General features: G+C 69.9%; 22 protein-coding genes. 4 read left to right on the top strand and 18 right to left on the bottom strand.

Translation table 11 applies throughout. The annotated features are described in order from the left end of the window. Positions 1–38: 38 nt before the first annotated feature. A complete protein-coding gene (locus tag ACIP63_RS19580; protein ID WP_401517167.1) occupies positions 39–944 on the bottom strand; it encodes an oxygenase MpaB family protein in 906 nt (301 codons plus the stop codon). Positions 945–1,151: 207 nt separating this feature from the next. Here ACIP63_RS19580 and ACIP63_RS19585 point away from each other — a divergent pair, with 207 nt between their 5' ends. Then, positions 1,152–2,054 carry a hypothetical protein gene (locus tag ACIP63_RS19585; RefSeq protein WP_401517169.1) on the top strand — a complete coding sequence of 301 codons (903 nt, stop codon included), beginning with the start codon at positions 1,152–1,154 and terminating at the stop codon, positions 2,052–2,054. A gap of 37 nt (positions 2,055–2,091) precedes the next feature. Here ACIP63_RS19585 and ACIP63_RS19590 read toward each other — a convergent pair whose 3' ends face one another. The 3 genes from ACIP63_RS19590 to ACIP63_RS19600 form a co-directional block, all read right to left on the bottom strand. Beyond that, the gene (locus ACIP63_RS19590) at positions 2,092–2,634 is read right to left on the bottom strand and encodes an MOSC domain-containing protein (RefSeq protein WP_401518257.1); all 543 of its coding nucleotides are present in this window, start codon (positions 2,632–2,634) and stop codon (positions 2,092–2,094) included. After that, a complete protein-coding gene (locus tag ACIP63_RS19595; protein WP_028442276.1) occupies positions 2,631–2,813 on the bottom strand; it encodes a hypothetical protein in 183 nt (60 codons plus the stop codon). The genes ACIP63_RS19590 and ACIP63_RS19595 overlap by 4 nt, the downstream gene beginning before the upstream one ends. A gap of 96 nt (positions 2,814–2,909) precedes the next feature. Then, entirely contained in the window at positions 2,910–3,974 is a 1,065-nt protein-coding gene (locus ACIP63_RS19600; RefSeq protein ID WP_401517171.1) for a fatty acid desaturase family protein, read from the bottom strand. A 258-nt stretch (positions 3,975–4,232) separates the two neighbouring features. Here ACIP63_RS19600 and ACIP63_RS19605 point away from each other — a divergent pair, with 258 nt between their 5' ends. The 3 genes from ACIP63_RS19605 (at position 4,233) to ACIP63_RS19615 (ending at position 9,098) form a co-directional block, all read left to right on the top strand. After that, a complete protein-coding gene (locus tag ACIP63_RS19605; RefSeq protein ID WP_401517173.1) occupies positions 4,233–7,103 on the top strand; it encodes a DEAD/DEAH box helicase in 2,871 nt (956 codons plus the stop codon). Further along, positions 7,100–8,392, top strand: a complete 1,293-nt coding sequence (locus tag ACIP63_RS19610) for an SWF or SNF family helicase (protein ID WP_401517175.1) — start codon at positions 7,100–7,102, stop codon at positions 8,390–8,392. The genes ACIP63_RS19605 and ACIP63_RS19610 overlap by 4 nt, the downstream gene beginning before the upstream one ends. Positions 8,393–8,516: 124 nt before the next feature. Next, positions 8,517–9,098, top strand: a complete 582-nt coding sequence (locus tag ACIP63_RS19615; RefSeq protein WP_401517177.1) for an N-acetylmuramoyl-L-alanine amidase — start codon at positions 8,517–8,519, stop codon at positions 9,096–9,098. A gap of 86 nt (positions 9,099–9,184) precedes the next feature. Here the strand turns inward: ACIP63_RS19615 and ACIP63_RS19620 are convergent, their stop codons facing one another. The 14 genes from ACIP63_RS19620 to ACIP63_RS19685 all read right to left on the bottom strand — a co-directional run bounded on the left by ACIP63_RS19620 (position 9,185) and on the right by ACIP63_RS19685 (position 19,499). Next, positions 9,185–10,993: a serine/threonine-protein kinase gene (locus tag ACIP63_RS19620; RefSeq protein WP_401517179.1), complete on the bottom strand. Its 1,809-nt coding sequence runs from the start codon at positions 10,991–10,993 to the stop codon at positions 9,185–9,187. A gap of 43 nt (positions 10,994–11,036) precedes the next feature. After that, entirely contained in the window at positions 11,037–12,716 is a 1,680-nt protein-coding gene (locus ACIP63_RS19625) for an MFS transporter (protein ID WP_401517180.1), read from the bottom strand. Between the two features lie 183 nt (positions 12,717–12,899). Continuing rightward, on the bottom strand, positions 12,900–13,568 hold the full coding sequence (locus ACIP63_RS19630) for a lytic polysaccharide monooxygenase (protein WP_401517182.1): 669 nt from the start codon (positions 13,566–13,568) through the stop codon (positions 12,900–12,902). A 111-nt stretch (positions 13,569–13,679) separates the two neighbouring features. Beyond that, entirely contained in the window at positions 13,680–13,835 is a 156-nt protein-coding gene (locus tag ACIP63_RS19635; RefSeq protein WP_401517184.1) for a DUF6131 family protein, read from the bottom strand. A 155-nt stretch (positions 13,836–13,990) separates the two neighbouring features. Beyond that, the gene (locus tag ACIP63_RS19640) at positions 13,991–14,269 is read right to left on the bottom strand and encodes a gas vesicle protein K (RefSeq protein ID WP_325744821.1); all 279 of its coding nucleotides are present in this window, start codon (positions 14,267–14,269) and stop codon (positions 13,991–13,993) included. Continuing rightward, the gene (locus ACIP63_RS19645; RefSeq protein ID WP_356741204.1) at positions 14,266–14,493 is read right to left on the bottom strand and encodes a gas vesicle protein; all 228 of its coding nucleotides are present in this window, start codon (positions 14,491–14,493) and stop codon (positions 14,266–14,268) included. The genes ACIP63_RS19640 and ACIP63_RS19645 overlap by 4 nt, the downstream gene beginning before the upstream one ends. A gap of 2 nt (positions 14,494–14,495) precedes the next feature. Next, complete coding sequence (locus tag ACIP63_RS19650; RefSeq protein WP_401517187.1) at positions 14,496–15,314, bottom strand: GvpL/GvpF family gas vesicle protein; 819 nt, start codon at positions 15,312–15,314, stop codon at positions 14,496–14,498. A gap of 22 nt (positions 15,315–15,336) precedes the next feature. After that, on the bottom strand, positions 15,337–15,669 hold the full coding sequence (locus ACIP63_RS19655; RefSeq protein ID WP_401517188.1) for a gas vesicle protein: 333 nt from the start codon (positions 15,667–15,669) through the stop codon (positions 15,337–15,339). Continuing rightward, on the bottom strand, positions 15,666–16,760 hold the full coding sequence (locus ACIP63_RS19660) for an SRPBCC family protein (protein WP_401517189.1): 1,095 nt from the start codon (positions 16,758–16,760) through the stop codon (positions 15,666–15,668). The genes ACIP63_RS19655 and ACIP63_RS19660 overlap by 4 nt, the downstream gene beginning before the upstream one ends. Before the next feature lie 6 nt (positions 16,761–16,766). Beyond that, entirely contained in the window at positions 16,767–17,684 is a 918-nt protein-coding gene (locus tag ACIP63_RS19665; protein WP_401518300.1) for a histone protein, read from the bottom strand. 7 nt (positions 17,685–17,691) lie between these two features. After that, positions 17,692–17,946, bottom strand: coding sequence for a gas vesicle protein GvpG (locus ACIP63_RS19670; RefSeq protein ID WP_362930336.1), 255 nt, complete (start codon positions 17,944–17,946; stop codon positions 17,692–17,694). Position 17,947: 1 nt separating this feature from the next. Next, positions 17,948–18,697 (bottom strand): GvpL/GvpF family gas vesicle protein, encoded by a 750-nt coding sequence (locus tag ACIP63_RS19675; protein ID WP_401517191.1) that lies wholly within the window; start codon positions 18,695–18,697, stop codon positions 17,948–17,950. A 3-nt stretch (positions 18,698–18,700) separates the two neighbouring features. Continuing rightward, positions 18,701–19,147: a gas vesicle structural protein GvpA gene (locus ACIP63_RS19680; protein ID WP_401517193.1), complete on the bottom strand. Its 447-nt coding sequence runs from the start codon at positions 19,145–19,147 to the stop codon at positions 18,701–18,703. Positions 19,148–19,178: 31 nt separating this feature from the next. After that, positions 19,179–19,499, bottom strand: a complete 321-nt coding sequence (locus ACIP63_RS19685; protein ID WP_104782644.1) for a gas vesicle protein — start codon at positions 19,497–19,499, stop codon at positions 19,179–19,181. Between the last annotated feature and the right edge of the window lie 42 nt (positions 19,500–19,541).

Genomic DNA, 19,541 nt, shown 5'->3' on the forward strand with positions numbered 1-19,541 from the left:
GCGCTGTGGGCCCACCCTCCCGTCCGCCGCGCTCACGGTCACTCGGCCGGTGCGTCCGAGGGCCGCCCGTGCGGCACGGGGCAGCCGCGCACACCCGGTGTGGGGAATGTGCCGAGCCCGGCCACCTCGTAGCCGTCCGGATAACCCTTGATCTCCGGGTTCTGGCGGGCGTAATGAGGGGTCGAACGCGGCGGCATGAGCCGTACGGCGCGGGCCCTCAGACGCAGCGCCCCGCGGGTCAGTCCCCGGGCGAGGGGGCTCGGCCGCTCGTACCGGAACGCCCGGAGCAGCGAGTCGTCCAGGAGGGCCATGCTGGCTCCGCGGACCACGGGAGCGAGCAGGCGCGGGTACCAGGAGCCCATCAGGGCCAGGGTGGCGTCGGAGACCGCGCGTGCGCCCTCGTCCCAGCCGAAGTGCTCCTCCTCGTACGAGTCCAGGGCGCGCTCGAAGTCCTCGTACGTCTGCGGCACGTCCTGGATGCCCATCCGGGCGCCGAGCGTGCGGTAGTACGCGGCGAAGGCCCGCAGTTCGTGACCGGACAGCCTACGCCAGCCGTACGTGTCGAGCCAGCGTTTGGGGGTGACGACGAAGGTGCACAGCACGTAGCGCATGTCGTCGTTGCTGATGTCGTAGCTGCGGTGCATCTGGTTGATCCGCCGGACGGCCGTGCGGCCCTCCTCGCTGTCGAAACCGTGCTCGACGACGGCGTCGAGAAGAAGTGCGGTGTCGTCGTACCTCTTCTGTGAACGTTCCGTCAGTTCGCCCGTCTCGGCGAGCAGTCGCCCGATGCTGGGGACGGCGTACGTGCGGTACAGGGCGAGTTCGAGAGCGCGGGTGATGTCCCAGGGGAACTCGTACGACACGGAGAGCCGGTAGATCTCGAGGAAGTCCCGCTCCGGGTCCAGCCGCTGGATCTCCTTCAGACGTTCGAACCGCTTCACCATGCTGTCCCCCTCGTCGGCCGGAGCCATAACCCTACGTGTGCCGGGCAGGCCGGCACCACGGCACGAGGGGCGCCGCGGCGCGCCCCGGTGGCCGGTGGCGCGGTCCGGGTACGTGGCCGTTAGCGCTTGTCAGGGCCTCGACGACAGGGTTACCGAGTAGTTAAGGTGCGCCGACGGACCAAGCGATCAGGGATGAGGGTGGGTGCTGTGGCTGCGACGGACGACACGGTCGCCGACGACGACGCGCTGTTTGTGCTGACCGCGGTGCTGCTGACGCCCGCGCAGTTCCCGAGCGTGCTCGGCGACGACTACGTGGCCGCGTGCGCCGCGCTCGGTCTGGAGCCGTACGCCGAGGGGTACGGCCTCGTGCTCGGCCAGGACAGCGGCGGTGCCCGGTGGACGGTGGTCGTCGAGGACGTCTCACTGGTGGCCGTCGCCATCGCCTCGTGGGACTGCGGGATGGAGTACGACCTCTCCCCCGACGACCGCTCGGTGGTCTGCGCACTCCCGGGTTGGCCGCTCGCACTGTCGGTCGCCGCGCCCGGCGTCCCCGAGCCGCACGACCCGCTGCCCGGCCCGGACGACGAGGGCCCTGCGCCTCTGACGCCGCCGGACACCGAGGTCTGGGGTGCTCCGCAGCGGCGCCTCGGGGCGGACGAGATTGCCCTGCAGTGGGCCGCGTGGCGCGAGCAGATCGACGACGAGACCGCGTTCGTCCGGGCCGAGGAGCCCGGGCCGGACGGCGGACCTCCGGCCGGAGATGGGCCGCACACCGAGGCTCCCGACGGGGATGCCCCGGCCGGAGAGGCGAGGAGCACGGGGGAGCCCGCCGCTTCCGGGCAGCACCCCGGCGTACGCAAGGCGCTCGAAGCGGCACGGGCGTACGTCGGATCTCCGCCCCCGCCCGGCCGGATCCGCTCCGCGTTCGCCCCTGGCGGGGCCCGGACACTGCGGGCCGACGGCCCCGGCTGGTCCCTGGTGGCCAGGACCGACGACATCGCGTTCATCCTGCTGGACGAGGAGCCGGGCGAGATCATGCCGGTCGGCCGCGGCCCGGAACTGCCGGGCCTGCTGAAGTCGCTCGACGAATTGGCCGTGCGGCCGTCCTGACGCGTGCCGCGCGCTCGCGCGGCACGACCCGTGTGTACTACACGCGCTCCAGCGGACGGTGCGGCCCGACGGGCAGCTCCGCCTCGACCGCGTCGCCGGGCCGCACGACTCCGCCTGCCGTGACGACGCCCATGATTCCGGCCTTGCGGACGACGGTGCCGTCGTCCGCGCGGCCGACGACCTGCTTGAGCAGTCCGTCCTGGAAGTTGTCGATCTGCAGGCAGGGATTGCGCAGGCCGGTCACCTCGACGACGGCCTCGCCGCCGAGGTGGAGCAGCGTGCCCACGGGGAGCGAGAGGAGATCGACTCCGCTCGTGGTGATGTTCTCCCCGAGGTCGCCCGGGCCGACCTCGAATCCCGCGTCCCTGAGCTCGGCGAAGAGCTCCTCGTGGATGAGATGGACCTGACGCAGATTGGGCTGCGTCGGGTCCTGGGCGACCCGCGAACGGTGTTTCACCGTGACTCCGGCGTGGACGTCCCCCTCCACACCGAGTCCGGCGAGGAGCGTGACGCTGCCCCTGTTCGGCTTGGTGAAGGAGTACTCGCCGTTGCTGCTGACCGCGATGACCGTGCTGTTCAGCGCCCTATCTCCTTACGGCTGATCCTGCGGAGCCTGCGCCTCTGCGACGGGTCGAGCATCAGGTACCCGACCGTGGGTACGCCGATGAGGACCAGCAGCGACCACCAGAATCCGATGAACGGAATCAGGACGACTGCCGCGACAACTCCCCCGATGGCGATCTTTGCACCGTTCGACATGATCCGTGCCTCCTCCGCGGCCGGGGCCGCTCCTGGTGAGAGAACGCCTGCGAGCGTCCGTCGGTTCCGGCTGCGCGGCACGAGCACCGCGACGGTCTACCGGAGCGGCTCGCCGACCTCGTGCATGTGCTCCAGCGCCTGCCGGTAGGACTCGATGATGCCGGTCTCCGCGTACGGCATCCCGATCGAGGCACAGTGCGCCTTCACCAGCGGCTGGGCGAGCCGGAGATGGGGGCGGGGCATGCTCGGGAAGAGGTGGTGCTCGATCTGGTAGTTGAGACCGCCGAGGAACCAGTCGGTGAGTACGGCACCCTTCACGTTCCGCGAGGTGAGGACCTGGCGCTGCAGGTGCCCCCAGCGGTCACCGTCGGGGTCCGGCATCTCCATGCCCTTGTGGTTCGGAGCGAAGGCCATGCCCAGGTGGAGACCGAACAGAGCGTGGTGCACGAGGGCGAAGACGACGGCCTTGCCCGGGGACATGACGGTCAGGAGCAGCGTGGCGTACAGCGCGAGGTGACCGGTCAGCAGAAGACCGGACAGTGCGCGTTGACGGGCGGGCTGCCGCCGCAGGAACTGGAAGCCGTAGATCTTGAGGGCGATGCCCTCGAGGAGCAGCATCGGGAAGAAGAGCCGCGCCTGGTTGCGGGTGAGCCAGCGGGCGAAACCCTCGCGCTGAGCGGCCTGCTTCTGGGTCCACACCAGGGCGCCCACCCCGACGTCGGGGTCCTTGTCTATGTGGTTGGGGTTGGCGTGGTGGCGTACGTGCTTGTCGTTCCACCATGCCTCGTTCATTCCGAGGAGCAGATTGGCGTGGACGAGACCGACGATCCGGCCGGCCTTGCGGTCGCCGGTTATCTGGGCGTGGCCCGCGTCGTGCCCGAAGAACGCCGTGCGGGTCCACAGGACGGCCAGTGGGAGGGCGAGGAACAGGTTCCACCAGGTGTCACCGAGAAACACCATGCCGGTGATCACGGCTCCGAGAGCGGCGAGGTTGGCGGCGATCCCCGCCGCGTACCAGCCCGTGCGCCGTTCCAGGAGTCCCTGCCCCTTGACGGTCTTCAGGAGCGGTGCGAAATCACTTCCGGTGGCCGGCGGGACCGCCGGACCCTCCGATCCGTCGCCGATGTGTTGCGCAACGGTGGCTGCTACCGCCTGGGGCATGACGTCTCCGGTTTCTGGGCATCTGCGCTGACCTCGTCAAACGTACGGAGAGCGGGCCTGCGGCAGCCATGGCGCCATCACCCCGGTCGTGCGGGGGAAATCCCCCTGTCCGGTGGTGGCGGGGGCTGCACCCCAAGCTTCAGAAGGCAGAAATGAGTGAGGTGGATCACTGTGCATTTCTCCCGGAACGGGCCGTGGGTGGAGTACCCTCGGCGAACCCCGGGCTCACTAGTCAAATTTGAGGAATCTGACATCGCTGTGCACAGGCTCCCTGCGGCAACGCTCAACGAGATCTCTGAACTGTCCCGCTGCTCCGCAGTCTTCCTCCCCGCGGATCCGGCCCGTACCGGCCTGATCGCGTTCTGGAATGCGGACGGTAGCACCCCTCCCGGTGAAGCAGGGAGTCCGGCGGAGCTGACGGTCGTCGGAGGCGACGTCCGCCCTTGTACGGTCCCGGCGTTGCTCTTGCCCGTGCGGGACGCGTTGCCGGTCCTGACGAGGGCGCGGGCGGACTCCCGTTCATCCCCTTCCGCGGCGTTCTGGGGCGCTGCCGGTGTCCTTGCGCTCCAACTGGTCGCGCGTGGACTGCTGCTGCCCGGGCTGAGCCCCACCGACCGCGATGCCTGGCGGGCCGGGCCGCTGACCGCGGACGACCTGGAGCGGATCCGGGTGCTGGCGGCTTCCATGCCGCCCGACGCTCATGCGGTGCCGATCGATCCCGCGGCCGAGCCCGTGCTGCTCGCCGAACCGGAGTCGTTGCTGCGGTCGTTCCTCGACGCGGTGGTGGACGGACTCCCGCGCACCCCGGCGGCCGGACTGGCCACGGGCACAGCGGCGTTCGCATCGCCGGAGGCGCAGCATCTGCCAGAGCTCCGGCCGTGGGCGGCCGACGTCGCGGCCGGACACGACGCGGGCGTGCGGCTCTCCCTCCGTGTCGAGGTCTCGGGACTGGGCGATACGGAGGGTGTGGAGGACGCCGGCGGCGCCCCCTCGTTCCGTGCGGTCCTGCAGATCCACAGCGTCCAGGACCCCGCCCATGTCGCCGACGCGGCGGACGTGTGGGCCGACCGCTCCCCCGCCGCCTCGCTGTTCGGTCCGCGCGCCCGCATGGACGCCCTGCTCGCCCTGCGGCGCGCCGCCCGGGCCTGGCCCCCGCTGGCGCCCCTTCTGTCGGCCGCGGTTCCGGACGCGGTCGAGCCTGCCGACGAGGAGATCGCCGAACTGCTGGGCCCGGCGGCCAGGGCGCTCGCCGCGACGGGCGTGCAGGTGCACTGGCCCAGAGAGCTGTCGAGGAAGCTCACCGCGCGAGCGGTGATCGGCCCGCAGGACGACGGTGCGCCGACCGCGCGGACGGGAGGGGACACTCCGTCCTTCCTGTCTGCCGACGCACTGCTGGCGTTCGACTGGCGCTTCGCGCTGGGCGGCAGGAACCTGAGCCGCGCCGAGCTCCACCAGCTCGCGGAGGCGGGCAGACCACTGGTCAGACTGCGTGACCAGTGGGTGCTGATCGATCCGGAGGACGCCCGCCGGGCACGCGGGACCCAGGACCGCAAGGTCACCCCCATCGACGCGCTGGGGGCCGTTCTGACCGGAACCACCGATGTCGACGGGCACCGGGTGGAGGTGGCGGCGACGGGCTGGCTCGAGCAGCTGCGCGAGAGGATCGCCGACCCCGAGTCGGAGGACCGCCGGGCTGTCGCACAGCCGGAGGCGCTCGACGCGAGTCTGCGCGACTACCAGCTGCGCGGCCTCAACTGGCTGCACACCATGACGTCACTCGGTCTCGGCTGCTGCCTCGCCGACGACATGGGACTCGGCAAGACGATCACGCTGATCGCCCTGCACCTGCACCGGCAGGGCATCGAGTCCGCCGCCGGGCCCACGCTCGTGGTGTGCCCCACCTCCCTGATGGGCAACTGGCAGCGGGAGATCGAGAAGTTCGCCCCGGGGACACCGGTGCGTCGCTTCCACGGCGGGTCGCGTTCGCTGGAGGGCCTGGTGGACGGCGAGTTCGTCCTCACCACCTACGGCACCATGCGTCTCGACGCCGCGCACCTGGCGCAGACGTCCTGGGGCATCGTCGTCGCAGACGAGGCACAGCACGTCAAGAACCCGCACTCCGCGACGGCGAGGCAGCTGCGCGCCGTCGGTGGGCGGGCCCGTGTCGCCCTCACCGGTACGCCGGTGGAGAACAACCTCTCCGAGCTGTGGGCCATCCTCGACTGGACGACCCCCGGGCTGCTCGGGCGGCTCGGCACGTTCCGCACCCGCTACGCGAGCGCGGTGGAGGGAGGCAACGACCCCGTCGCGGCCGAGCGGCTCGCCTCTCTGGTCCGCCCGTTCCTCCTGCGGCGCCGCAAGTCCGACCCCGGAATCGCTCCGGAGCTTCCGCCGAAGACGGAGACCGACCGCGCCGTGTCGCTCACGCCGGAGCAGGCCGGCCTGTACGAGGCGGTGGTACGCGAGACGCTCGAGGAGATCTCCGGCGCGGACGGCTTCGCCCGGCGCGGGCTGGTCATGAAGCTGCTCACGGCGCTCAAGCAGATCTGCAACCACCCGGCGCAGTACCTCAAGGAGGAACGCCCGCGGATCGTGGACCGTTCGGGGAAGGTGGAGCTGCTTGACGAGCTTCTCGACACGATCCTGGCCGAGGGCGCCGGGGTCCTGGTGTTCACCCAGTACGTACAGATGGCACGGCTCCTGGAACAGCATCTGGCCGCGCGCGGGGTCTCCACCCAGTTCCTGCACGGTGGCACCCCGGTCGCCGAGCGGGAGGCCATGGTGAGCCGGTTCCAGGCAGGCGAGGTGCCGGTCTTCCTGCTGTCGCTCAAGGCGGCGGGTACGGGTCTCAACCTGACCCGGGCCGCTCACGTCGTGCACTTCGACCGCTGGTGGAATCCGGCCGTGGAGGCGCAGGCCACCGACCGCGCGTACCGGATCGGGCAGACCCAGCCGGTGCAGGTGCACCGGCTGATCGCCGAGGGCACCGTCGAGGACCGGATCGCCGCCATGCTGGCCCGGAAGCAGGGGCTCGCGGACGCGGTCCTCGGCAGCGGTGAGGCCGCGTTGACGGAACTGAGCGATGCGGAGCTGGCCGAGCTGGTCGAGCTCCGAGGGGGCGCACGATGAACGAGGGTTACCAGCCGGAGCGCACATTCGCCGCACTGCCGCCCGCACAGGGCCGGGGGTTCGCCTCTTCCTGGTGGGGGCGGGCGTGGCTGAAGGCTTTGGAGGACACCGCACTCGACGGTCAGCAGCTCAAGAAGGGGCGCCGGCTGGCCCGGGAGGGCCGGGTCGGCGCGGTTTCCGTCCGGCCCGGCCGGATCACAGCGGTCGTGCAGGACCGCGACTCGACGGCGTACCGCAGTGATGTGCTGCTCCAGGAGCTGACCGAGGAGGAGTGGGACAGGTTCCTGGACATGGCGTCCGAGCGGTCGGGCCACATCGCCGCCCTGCTCGACCGCGAGATGCCGCCGCACCTGGTGGAGGACGCGGCCGCCGCCGGTCTCGAACTGCTGCCGGGCATCGGCGACCTGGAGCCGGAGTGCAGCTGCGAGGCATGGGACCACTGTCCGCATACGGGGGCCCTGTGTTACCAGGTGGCGCGGCTGCTCGACCAGGACCCCTTCGTGCTGCTGCTGTTGCGGGGACGCGACGAGCGGCGGCTCCTCGACGAGTTGCAGGTGCGCAGCGCCGCGCGTGCGGTCCGCGGGAGGGGTGACGAGTCGTCGGCCGTGAGCCCGGCGGGCGGTCCGACGGCACGCGGGGTGCGTGCCGACGAGGCGTACGCGGCGCGGGACATCCTGCCGCCGCTGCCCCCTCCCCCGCCCCTGCCGGCCGAGCCGGGCGTGCCGCCCTCGCTGGACACGGAGACGGATCCCGCCGGGGGCATCGACCCCTCCGCTCTGGAGTTCCTGGCGGCGGACAGCGCCGTACGGGCGTTCGCGATGCTCGCTGAGGCGCTCGCGGTCGGGCACGGACAGCAGCCCCTGGCAGCCGTTCTGACGCCGGAGCAGGACGCCGTGCGACTGACTGCCGACGGCCGGCCGGACGCCCGTCTCACGGCCCGTCTCGGTACCGCGGCCGGGCGTGGGCCGGCCGGTCTCGACGCGGCGGTGCGGGCCTGGAGGTACGGCGGGACGACCGCCCTGACGGTGTGCGACGGGAAGTGGCTGCCCGGTCCCGAGGAACTCGCACGCGCCCGGGCGCAGCTCGCCTCGGCGTGGGAGGAGGGCGAGGGCCCGCAGCTCCGTGCCGCCGACAACCGCTGGACGGTGGTCGGTTCCGGTGCGCAGCTGCGGTACGGCCCCGACGGGCGATGGTGGCCGTACGCCAAGGAGCGCGGCCGGTGGGTCCCGGCAGGCCCGGCGGAGGACGATCCCGCGACTGCCCTGGCCGGGGTGCAGTCCGGCGCCTGAGGCCGGGGTGTGGGGGTTGCCGGTGTGCCCCTGCCCGTGCGGTCCCTCTGCCGCGGAACCGTACGGTCGGGGCGACGCGTGTTGTGCCGTAGACCGGGCCCACGTCCATCGCACAGGAGCATCGATGCAGCGCAGACGGATACTTCAGAGCGCCGCGGTGACGGCCACCGCGGCGCTCTTTCCGGCCTCGGCCCGCGCCGTGGCCGCGCCGACGGCGGACACGGACCACCCCGGTGCCCGGTGGGCTCCGGCGTCCACGTCCAACTACACGGTGGCGAGCCGCCCTTCGGAGTATCCCGTCGACCGCGTCATCATCCATGTCGCCCAGCAGACGTTCACCGAGACGATCGGCATCTTCCGGAACCCGGGCAGCGAGGTGTCCGCCCACTACGTGGTGCGCTCGGGGGACGGGCTCGTGGCCCAGTGCGTGCGGGAGCGGGACGTCGCCTGGCACGCGGGGAACTGGGACTACAACACGCGCAGTATCGGCATCGAGCACGAGGGCTGGGTCGACCAGCCGTCGTACTTCACGCACACGATGTACGAGCGGTCGGCGAGGCTCACGGCGGGCATCTGCGACCGCTACGGCCTGCCCAAGGACCGCGCGCACATCATCGGCCATCACGAGGTACCCGGCAGCGACCACACGGATCCCGGGGCCCACTGGGACTGGGTGCGCTACATCCGTCTCGTGAATCTGGCCTGATACCCGCCTCGGCGGGTGGCGGGCGGTGGGCGGCGGGCGGTGAGCCCGGGAACGCCCCACCGCCCGCCGTCGGTCGGCGCGGTCCGTCAGACGGCCGCGTTGCGCCAGACCGTCAGGTCCAGAGTCATGTACTTGCTCGGTGAGTTCTCTGCCGAGAAGCCCTGCACCGTCACGAGGCCGATGTGGCCGCTGCCCGTGAACACGCAGACCTGACGGCCCTTCGACAGCTTCTCGGTGTCGATGTTCTCGGTGAACCTCGTGTCCGCCCGGCAGGCCTCGAGCGAACCCTCCTGGGACGGGTCGAGCAGCACCAGCTTGCCGTCGGTGCTCTCCGCGTCGAGGTATCCGCCCGTGTCGTAGGAGAGTTCGTACCCGGCGTCCTCGCCTTCCTGGGGCCGTACGTCCTCGTCCGCGAGGGTCAGGTGGTAGCCGGCGGTGAGGTTGATGCCGTTGTACTCGGCGGGCTCGGGGTCGGGCTTCTCCTCAGCGCCGTCGTCCGAGGTGTCCGCGGGCTTCGCGTCCGGGTCCGGAGTCCCCTTCGCCGTCTCCTTCTGCCCGCCCTCGGGCGAACTCCCGCCCTGTGTCTGCTTCTCGTCGTCCTTGCTCAGCAGGTACGCCGTGCCACCGCCCGCGATGCCGAAGACCAGTGCGGCCGCGAGAGCGATGAACAGAGCGCGCCTTCCCGTGCTCTTCTTCGGCGGGGCGGCCTGGTTCACGGGAGCGGGCGCGGGACGCCCGGGCCCGGGATACGGCTGCGGGTGCGAAGGCGAGGGATGCTGGGTGGGTGCGTAGGCGTGGCCCTGGGCGCCGGACGGCTGCGTGGGGTGGTGCGGCGGGTAGGGCTGCGGCGGCCCGAACCCCGGGGGCGGTGTGGCCGGGGCCTGCGCGACCGGTGCCGGGGACGCGGGCGCGGTGGGAGAGTACGCCGCACCCGGTGCGGTGGCCGGGGGCGGAGGGGTCTGGACGGGAGCGGGAGCGGCAGCGCGCACGGTGATGTCGGCGGCCACCGGCGCGGGAAGCCAGTCCTCGGGACGGCGCAGGACCGTCTCCGCGTTCGCGGTCCGGCACAGTTCGATGATCTCGGCGATCGAGGGCCTGCCCGCGGGGTCCTTGGTGAGGCAACGGGTGACGAGCTCTGTCAGCCGCTCGGGAACCCCCGTGAGGTCCGGTTCCTCGTGCACGATCCGGTAGAGCACTCCGTGCGAGGTCCCCTCGCCGAAGGCCGGGATGCCCGTCGCGGCGTACGCCGCCACCTGGCCGAGGGCGAAGATGTCCGTGGCCGGGGTCACCTTGCGGCCGGCGGCCTGCTCGGGCGCCATGAACGACGGCGTGCCGATGGTCACCCCGCTGCCGGTGAGGGAGGTCGCGTCGGCCGCGTAGGCGATTCCGAAGTCGATGACCCGGGGCCCGTCGGCGGCGAGCAGAACGTTGGAGGGCTTCAGGTCGCGGTGGACGATGCCCGCGCCGTGGATGACATGGAGGGCCTCCGCCATGCCCGCGATCAGCAGGAGCACCGCCTGTACGGGCAGTGCTCCGTGCGCGGCGACCGCGTCGGCGAGGGAGGGGCCGGGCACGTACGCGGTCGCCAGCCAGGGCTGAGCGCCCTGGGTGTCGGCGTCGATGACCGGCGCGGTGAACAGGCCCTGCACCCGCTGAGCGGACTGCACTTCCTGGGCGAAGCGGCGCCGGAACTCCGCGTCCTCGCCGAATTCGGGGCGGATCACCTTGATCGCTACGGGACGCCCGCCGGGTGTGTACGACAGGTAGACCTTGCCCATCCCGCCCGCGCCGAGCTTGGCCGCGATCCGGTATCCGGCGATCGTCGCCGGGTCGTCCCCTGCCAGTGGCTGAAAGATCTGGGAGCCGTTGCCCCGGTCCTGCTGCTGACCACTCATCTACTTGTATCTCCCCCGAAGGACACTGATGGCGAACGGCACCCTATCCAAGTGGCGGGGAACCTTCGCCTCCGTCTCGCTTTCGTGTCGGAACTCCGGCGTCGCGCGTCCCGCCGGCGCGGCCCGAATCCGGGTCCCCTCCGCCCCCGACTGCCTCCGGAGCGTCCTGCTCGGCAATCGGCGGGCCCATGGCCCCTCCGCCCCGCAGGCGTTCCAGGTCGGAGGCCCGGACCTGGATGACCAGCAGAGCCACCAGCGCCGCGACGACGGAGAAGACGGCGGCGGCGATGAACGCGCTGGAGACACCGGAAGCCAGTACCTGGTCGCCCCACGGCGCCGGGAGCTCACCCGTCCTGCGGAATTCCAGCTGCTGCGCGGGGGTCGCCTCGGCCAGGAAGCGCGGTATCTGATCCGTCGCCTCGTTGCGGCTGGCCGTACCGAACACCGTGACCAGGATGGACAGCCCGAGCGAACCGCCGACCTGCTGGGTGGCGTTGAGGACTCCGGACGCGGCCCCCGCTTCTCTCGGCGCCACCCCCGAGACCGCCATCAGGGTCAGCGACACGAACTGCATGCCCATACCGAAGCCGAAGACCAGGATGGGGCCGAGGATGCTGCCCAGGTACGTGCTGTGGACATCGGTCTGCGTGAGCCAGCCGAGCCCCACCGCGGCCAGGACCGCGCCCGTCACCATGAAGGGCTTGGGGCCCCACCGGGGCAGCAGCCGTGAGGCGAGACCCGCGCTGATCGCGATGATCGCGCTCACGGGCAGGAAGGCGAGCCCGGCGCGCAGCGGGCTGAAGTCCAGGATGTTCTGCACGAAGAGGGTCAGGAAGAAGAACATGCCGAACATCGCCGCGGCCAGGCTCAGCATCATCGCGTAGGCGCCGGAGCGGTTGCGGTCGCTGAACATGCGCAGGGGCGTGATGGGCTGCCTGGACCGGCGTTCGACGGCCAGGAAGACCAGGAGGAACACCACGGCGGCGCCGAAGGAGGCGAGGGTCAGGCTGTCGCTCCAGCCGTCCTCGGAGGCACGGATGAAGCCGTAGACGAGCAGCACCATGCCCAGGGTGGAGGTCAGCGCCCCGAGGAGGTCGAAGTGGCCGGGATGCCGCTCGGACTCCTTGATGTGGCGCGGTGTTCCGAGGGCGATCAGCAGGCCGATGGGGATGTTGACGAAGAGCACCCAGCGCCAGTCGAGCCATTCGACCAGCAGACCGCCGGCGAGCAGGCCGATCGCGCTTCCGCCCGCCGATACCGCGGCGAACACACCGAACGCCCTGTTCCGCTCGGGTCCTTCGCGGAAGGTCGTGGTGATGAGGGAGAGCGCGGTCGGTGAGGCGATCGCGCCTCCGACACCCTGCAGGGCGCGCGCCGCGAGCAGTTGCCAGGAATCCTGCGAGAGTCCGCCCAGCAGCGAGGCCACCACGAAGAGCAGCACGCCGAAGATGAAGACCCTGCGGCGCCCGAGGATGTCACCCAGCCGTCCACCGAGCAGAAGCAGCCCGCCGAAGGTCAGGGTGTAGGCGTTGATCACCCACGACAGGCTCTCGGTCGAGAACCCGAGGGAGGACTGGATGTGCGGCAGAGCGATGTTCACGATGGTGACGTCGAGGACCACCATCAGCTGGCACGAGGCGATGACGAGCAGCGCAATCCCGTTGCCGTGGCCCCGGCCCGGGGATCCGGCAACCGGCGCAGACTTCGCTTGCGATCCGGTCATAGCTTTAGTCGCCAAACACGTCAGGGGAGAACGGAAACGTTCACTCATCGACGTTAGGACGGGCCTGACCGGACCGCCAATCGATCACCTGACAGACGCACACGCGCTCGGACGCACGAGAGTTCGATGACCCCGCCGGTCAGGAACGGCCGACGGGGTCCGGGTCGGGGGCACGGCACAGGGTCAGGTGAAGTTCACGTCACTGCAGAGGAAGTACGTCTGGTCCATGTGCGACGCCTGCCAGATCGTGTAGACGACATGACGGCCGCTGAGACCTGAGGTGCTCACGGGGATCTCGTAGTTCTGACTGGGGGCGTAGCTGCCCGTCTCCGCGACCAGCTGCAGGTCACCCCAGGTCAGCGCCTCCGTGGCGGGGTCGAAGCCCTGCCGGGTGACGTACACCTGGAAGTAGTCGGCGCCGTGACTGGCCTGGTCGTACAGCTTCACGGTGAAGTCACCGGTGACGTCGGTGGTCTTCCACGCGCCGACGGTGTCGAGCGAGTTGTACCGTCCGCTCTCCGTCCGTCCACCACTGCACAGCTGACCGTCCGGCACCGCGGCCGGGAAGTTACCGCCGGATCCGTTGCGGTACAGCCCGTTCCAGTTCCACATGGCGTTCGGGTCGGCCTGCCACGCCTGCCAGCACATGGGGTCTTCCTGCTCCATGGCCGGGTTCTGGAAGTCATCGCCCCAGCGGAGCCAGCAGCCGTAGTTGCGGGAGGCCGGGTCGACGACGGAGCCGTGGGCGCTCGCGGTGCCTGTCCACGGGAGAAGACAGAGGAGAGCGGCGACGAATACGCCGCCCAGGCGCAGCACCCAGCCGCCTAAGTTGACGCGATCATGACATATCATGGTGCGATCTCCGTTTCGAGGGGAGGTGGGGGGATCCACCGGCGTGGGAGCGCTCCCGCGCCACTTGGGCTTTGCCCCGCCACTCTCACCTCAAACATGGGCGAGGCGACATCACCAGTAATGCCGGCGGCCTCCGACCGCGTGGCCCACAGCACCGAGGAGCCACAGGGCGAGCCCGATCACGAGCAGGATGATCCCGATGGTCCACAGGAACCCGAGGCCCGTCACCAGGCCGAGAATCAGAAGGATGGCTCCGATGATGATCATTGCTGCCTCCGGAACGAACACCCCGTGCGAACATTGTGGACATATAGAGCATATGCCCTTGCCGCCACCGCGCCCAGGCCCGAGCACATCCAGTTGCTTCTGTGAACTCCGGATTTCGCCTGCGCCAGCAGCGGGCATGTCGGTCGAGGGGCATGTCAGTCACGGGGCAGAAGGGTGCCCAGCGGGCCCAGGTCCAGGTTGAGGTCCTCGGGACGCACCCCGTGCTGGTCGCAGAGCTCAGCCATCCGCTGGTCGAGCAGCATGAGCGTGGTGCCGATCTCGTCCACCTGGCTGTCGGTGAGGTCCCCCTGATCGATACGGCGGATGGCCTGCCGCTCCATCAGCTGCCGCAGCAGTTCCACCACTGTCAGCACCAGGGCGACGAGATCGCGCCCCAACTGGTCCGAGTCGACGTCGAGTCGTGAAGTGGTCACAGCGGGCCTCCGTCCGCCCAGGGGGCCGGAACACGTTCGTTGACGGACGAGAGCAGGGCGTGGAGCGACAGCCGCACGAGCGGAACGTCCGCGATCGCGATCACCAGGTCACCGCTGATCACCACGCCCGTCGCCAGGACCCTGTCCAGCAGATCGACGAGCGGCACCCCGATGGGTCCGCTCAGTGGCTCGGCGTTGTCCCAGGGCACCACCTCGCGCTCCACCTCTACACCTCACCGACGAAGGAGTACGGCACCCAGGGCCCGGAGATGTCGATCCCGGCCCCGGTCGCGTCCCGCAGTGCCCGGGTGAGCTCCTGGAGTTCGGCACCGCGGTGCTCCGCCACGAGGTAGGTGGCGTTGAGCACCTGGACACGCCCCTTGCCCACGAGTTCGGGAGCGTGCAGCCGTAGACGCCGCCCCGCGGCGGCAACGTTCCCGAACGCCGCGTCCACCGTTTCGGCGAGCCGGAGGGCGTCATCGTGTCGCTGTTCACGCCGCGCCTGCACTCCTCGCTTGCGTTCCAGGTAGGCCAGACCGGCTCCGGGGGCCGGGCGGGAACGCCCGGCCGGCGCCTCCGGCCGGAGCGGAGCGGGGCTCGGGTCGGGCGCCGGGGAATCGGCCGCGTAGACCTTCACTCCCCATTCGGAGTGGCCCGCAGTGCGCTCCATAGCGGTGTTGAAGCGGACGGTCTCGTCGAGGAGAGCCTGCCGGGCCCGGTCCTCACCGTGATACAGGGTGGCCAGTGGGAGAGGGACGGTGGGGCACGACGCGGCGGCTGCCGACACCACGTCGTGGTGCGCGCGTGCGTATCGTTCCAGCTCGTCGCGGTCCGACATGCGGGCCTGCCACACCTCGTCCGTGAAATCGGCCGCCCGGACGGTCTGGACGACCGCGGTCAGCTCACCGAAACGCAGCAGGCGCAGCGGAGGGCCGGCCGCGACACCAGGCAGCTCCGCGAACACCGCCGGATCCGGTGCGTCGCACACCGCGAATACATAGAGGGCGCTTCTGTCCGAAGATCGTCCGGGTCCCCGCTCCGTCATGTCGTTCGATTCTCCCTGCTCATCAGTTGTCCGATGTCTCGTCCGTCTTGGACTCGAGCGCTTCCAGGCGCTCGCGCAGTTCACGGTTCTCGTCCAGGAGGGAGTTGCGGGCAGCGCGCGAACTCAGCGCGGGATCCGTCTCCCACCAGTCGATACCGGCCTTCTTCGCGGTATCGACTGAGGCCACGAAAAGGCGCAGCCGGATGGTGAGCAGTTCGATGTCGAGAAGGTCGATCTTGATGTCACCCGCGATGACGATGCCCTTGTCGAGGACACGTTCGAGAATGTCCGCGAGGTTGGTGTTCTGCGGCCCCGGAACGGGGTACGCCTCCCGCCCGACGTCGAGGTCAGTCATCTCGAGGCCCTCCGTCCGCGTCGCTTCCTGGGGGCGGGTTCCTCTTCCTCTTCGTCTTCTTCGGGCTCTTCGTCTTCGTCCTCGAATTCGGGCTCTGCGTCTTCCTCTTCGTCTTCCTCTTCTTCGTCCTCGGGTTCCTCGCCGTCCTCGTACTCGTTCTCGGGCTCTTCCTCGTCCTCCTCCTCGTCCTCCGGCTCTTCTTCCTCGTCCCCCTCCGGCTCCTCTTCGTCCTCGTAGTCCGAGTCCTCGGACTCCTCCTTCTCGGCTTCCTCCTTCTCCTCGGCCTCTTCGTGCGTCATGACGACTTCCCCGTCGCGGATCTCGCCGCGCCAGCCCTCGGGCTCCTCGTCGGTGAGCGTCACGAACCGCTGGAAGTGTTTGAAGTCGAGTCGCATGCGCCGACCCTGTACCCGCCACAGGTTGCCGGTCTTCTCGAAGAATCCCGAGGGGTAGTACTCGATCACGAGGACGATCCGGGTGAGGTTCGGCGCCAGTTCGTGGAAGCTGACACAACCGCGTGTGGAGCCCTTGGCTCCTTCCGACGTCCACACGATGCGGTCGTCAGGGATCTGTTCCTGGACCGTTGCCTTGAAACCGCGCGAGGAAGGGCCGATCTTGACCTTCCAGTCGCTCGACATCTCCTCATCCATCGAGACGCTCTGAACGCCCTTGGTGAAGCTGCCGAACTTGTCGTAACGCGTCCAGTGGTCGTACGCGTCCCGCAGTGGCACCCCCACATCGAGGACCTCGATGATGTTCATCGACTTGCCCCCGCCGGACTGGCTCTTGCCCTTCCCGCCCCCGAACACGTCCTTGGCCTTGTCCACGACCTTGTCCTTGACGTCCCCGGCCTTCTCCGAGACGAAGGCCTTCACCGGGGAATCGCCCTGCATGACACGAGAGGCGATCGACGGCAGTGAGCCACCGTTCTCGGCGATGTCGGTGAGCTGCCCCGTGAGACCGGTCAGCTTGTCGCCGGCCTTCTGCGCGAGCTTCCCCGTCTGTGCGCCGACGAAGTTCGTGAGCTCCTCGCGAAGGCGGTCCATGCCCGAGGCTTCCGACTCGGGCTCGTCCTTGTCCGTCCTGGCCATTGCTGCCTACCTCCGCCGTGCGCCGCGCTGGGACGCGGCTCGCTTCGCTGACGTCGCCTTCTTGCCTGAAGCGCTCTTCTTGGCCGACGACTTCTTGGCCGGAGCCGACTTCTTGGCAGGCGCTTTCCTGGCCGCGGACTTCTTCGCCGGAGCCGACTTCTTGGCCGCCGCCTTCTTCTTGGCCGGTGCTGCCTTCTTCGCTGCGGTCTTCTTGGCAGCGGTCTTCTTGGCCGGTGCGGCCTTCTTGGCGGGTGCGGCCTTCTTCGCCGGTGTCTTCTTGGCTGCGGCCTTCTTCGCAGCGGGCTGCTTCTTCGCCGCCGCTTTCTTGCCGGCTGCCCCGTCGGAGGACTTGCCCCTGCGAGGGCTCGGCCGCGGCTTCTCCGGCTCGTCCGGCTCGTCCGGCTCCTCCTCGTCCTCTTCTTCCTCCTCGTCCTCCTCCGGCTCTTCTTCCTCTTCCTCTTCCTCTTCTTCCTCGTCCTCTTCCGGTTCTTCTTCCTCTTCGTCCTCTTCGTCCTCGTCTTCCTCGTCTTCCTCTTCCGGTTGCTCTTCCTCGTCCTCGTACTCCTCGTCCCCGCCCTCGTCCTCGTCGTATTCGTCCTCGTCCTCGTCGGGTTCCCCCAGCCGCGCCGTCCGGTCGCTGAGAGCGTCCGCCAGCGAGTTCATGCCCCTGTCGGCCGCCGCTGTCAGTGCCTTCCTGCCGGAGTCGAGGACCTCGCCCTTCAACTGGTCCTGAAGTTCGGCGAACTGCGGCATCTCGCCCAGTCGGCGCATGCCTTCGGCGGCGAGCTGGCGCGGCTCCAGGCCGAAGCGCCTGCCTGCCAGATAGGTCGCGACGGAGAGCGCCACGCGCCCCTTCTTCGTGCGACCGAGTACGTATCCGCCCACAACGGCTGCTGCGAGCGTCACCTTTGTCTGATCTTCCATGAGTGAGTCACCTTCGATGGTTCGGCGCGGGGCGGGCTTGTCCGGCATAGAGCCGGTCGAGCAGCTCCGCCTCTTCCCGTTCGAACTCCTCCAGGCCGACGTTGCCGTCCTCGAGCTCCTGATTCAGCGCGGCAAGCTGAGCCCGGATCACACCCGGGTCGTGCAGCTCCCGGTCGGCCGCGTCATTCACTTTCTCGGCGACCCAGATCACGCCGCGGACCGGCGCGAGGGGCAGGAGGAGCAGGCCGGTGAACAGTCCCATGTCAGATCCTCGAGACCGTCGGCCGCGGAGCACGGGAGGGGACGAAGCTGTAGCAGGGCAGCGGCCCCGCGACGCGAAGCTCGACGCGCTCCCTGTGCGCGTCGGCGAACCGCTGCGCCGTCGCCCGGAAGGCGTCGCTGTCCTTCCGGTCGACGAGAAACGACACGTTGAGCGCGCACCCGTGGACCTCGGGCCCCGCAGCCACCTCGCGGGCCAAGGGCGTGAGCTGGTGCAGGAGCTTCTTTCCGGCCTCGGCCGCTCGGCGGGACAGCGCGGTTGCCACCGCCTCACCGAGCCGGACGTTGGCCTCGTAGTTGGGGCGGCGGCGGACGTCTTCGCGTAGCCGCCGTACGTTCCTCTCCTCGGCGACGACAGCCGCCAGCGCGTCCTGGGCAGGGAGCGCCTTCACGTTCATCTCCACGCTCCGGTCGAGGTGGTGGAGGGTCGCCAGGTGCTCGCGCTGCGATCCGGCCAGTTGGGCACGGACCGACGACTCGTCCGGTGCGACCACGCCGAACCGCATGGGCAGCACGGGGCCGCTGTCCGAGAGGCGCAGCAGCAGGTCCTGGTGTGCCATCAGGTCCCGTCGGCGCGCGCGCAGTTGCTCCGGCGCGTCGCTCACGACTGCGGTGACGTCCCCGTCACCGACCAGCCGCAGCCCGGCGGGAGGGCTGCCCACGCCGACGGCGCCGGCCGGAAGCCTCACTCCCGTCGGGATGATCGCGTACACGTACACGCGGCTCTCGGTCACGGCTCACGCCTCCGCGCGCTGGCGTCGGCTCGCCCCGTCGCGGGCGGGCGCCCGGCGCTTCTTCGGCCGCTCTTCCTGCTCGTCGTCGTCATCGTCACCGCTCCCCACGGCCTTGCGGACGGAGTCGCCGACGGACTCCGCCGCCTTGCGCACCTTGCGCTTGCCCATGGACTTGGCGGCACGTCCGCCGAGCAGCTCGGGGATGGTGGTGCTGCCGGAGTCGCGCTCCAGGTCGAGCCGGTTGCACGCCTCGGCGAAGCGCAGGTAGGTGTCCACACTCGCGACGACGATGCGCGCGTCTATCTTGAGGATCTCGATGCCGACCAGCGACACCCGGATGAACACGTCGATGACCATGCCGCGGTCGAGGATGAGTTCGAGAACGTCGTAGAGCGTGCCGGCCCTGGGCGGGCACGGGGCGACTTCGTCGGCGTACATGGTCGTGGTCATGGAGCGTCCTTCCGGGTGAGGGGCGAAGCGGTCATTCGTCGGCGGAGCCACGCCGGTAGCGGCGGACTCGGCTGTACTCCGTGAGTTCGCCCCGCTCATCGATCTGCACCTCGTACGAGGCCAGCAGGCTCGTGGTGTCCGGGATGCGGGGCACTTCGAGCACGTCGACGACGACACACCAGCCGTCGTCGTTCCGCCGCACCGCCGACACCCCTTCCGCGGGGTGACAGATCAGTCTTTCGAGGCTCTCGCAGGCAGCACGGGCAGCGTGCTCGGGGCCGCGTCGGGACGAGGAGCGTGGGGCTGCCGTTTTCGTGGTGTGCCCGGATCGGGCGCGACGGTTCTCTGCCATGAGATCCAGTCTGATCAGAATCCGTCCCGCCGCACTTCGGCG

The sequence above is a fragment of the Streptomyces sp. NPDC088746 genome (assembly GCF_044751065.1).
Taxonomy (GTDB): Bacteria; Actinomycetota; Actinomycetes; order Streptomycetales; family Streptomycetaceae; genus Streptomyces.

Excerpts from the sequence above, each read along its gene's own strand:
- ACIP63_RS19580 (WP_401517167.1), bottom strand. The coding sequence starts at position 944 with ATGGTGAAGCGGTTCGAACGTCTGAAGGAGATCCAGCGGCTGGACCCG.
- ACIP63_RS19595 (WP_028442276.1), bottom strand. The coding sequence starts at position 2,813 with ATGTCGAACGGTGCAAAGATCGCCATCGGGGGAGTTGTCGCGGCAGTC.
- ACIP63_RS19600 (WP_401517171.1), bottom strand. The coding sequence starts at position 3,974 with ATGCCCCAGGCGGTAGCAGCCACCGTTGCGCAACACATCGGCGACGGA.
- ACIP63_RS19610 (WP_401517175.1), top strand. The coding sequence starts at position 7,100 with ATGAACGAGGGTTACCAGCCGGAGCGCACATTCGCCGCACTGCCGCCC.
- ACIP63_RS19615 (WP_401517177.1), top strand. The coding sequence starts at position 8,517 with ATGCAGCGCAGACGGATACTTCAGAGCGCCGCGGTGACGGCCACCGCG.
- ACIP63_RS19620 (WP_401517179.1), bottom strand. The coding sequence starts at position 10,993 with ATGAGTGGTCAGCAGCAGGACCGGGGCAACGGCTCCCAGATCTTTCAG.
- ACIP63_RS19625 (WP_401517180.1), bottom strand. The coding sequence starts at position 12,716 with ATGACCGGATCGCAAGCGAAGTCTGCGCCGGTTGCCGGATCCCCGGGC.
- ACIP63_RS19630 (WP_401517182.1), bottom strand. The coding sequence starts at position 13,568 with ATGATATGTCATGATCGCGTCAACTTAGGCGGCTGGGTGCTGCGCCTG.
- ACIP63_RS19635 (WP_401517184.1), bottom strand. The coding sequence starts at position 13,835 with ATGATCATCATCGGAGCCATCCTTCTGATTCTCGGCCTGGTGACGGGC.
- ACIP63_RS19650 (WP_401517187.1), bottom strand. The coding sequence starts at position 15,314 with ATGACGGAGCGGGGACCCGGACGATCTTCGGACAGAAGCGCCCTCTAT.
- ACIP63_RS19655 (WP_401517188.1), bottom strand. The coding sequence starts at position 15,669 with ATGACTGACCTCGACGTCGGGCGGGAGGCGTACCCCGTTCCGGGGCCG.
- ACIP63_RS19660 (WP_401517189.1), bottom strand. The coding sequence starts at position 16,760 with ATGGCCAGGACGGACAAGGACGAGCCCGAGTCGGAAGCCTCGGGCATG.
- ACIP63_RS19665 (WP_401518300.1), bottom strand. The coding sequence starts at position 17,684 with ATGGAAGATCAGACAAAGGTGACGCTCGCAGCAGCCGTTGTGGGCGGA.
- ACIP63_RS19670 (WP_362930336.1), bottom strand. The coding sequence starts at position 17,946 with ATGGGACTGTTCACCGGCCTGCTCCTCCTGCCCCTCGCGCCGGTCCGC.
- ACIP63_RS19680 (WP_401517193.1), bottom strand. The coding sequence starts at position 19,147 with ATGACCACGACCATGTACGCCGACGAAGTCGCCCCGTGCCCGCCCAGG.
- ACIP63_RS19685 (WP_104782644.1), bottom strand. The coding sequence starts at position 19,499 with ATGGCAGAGAACCGTCGCGCCCGATCCGGGCACACCACGAAAACGGCA.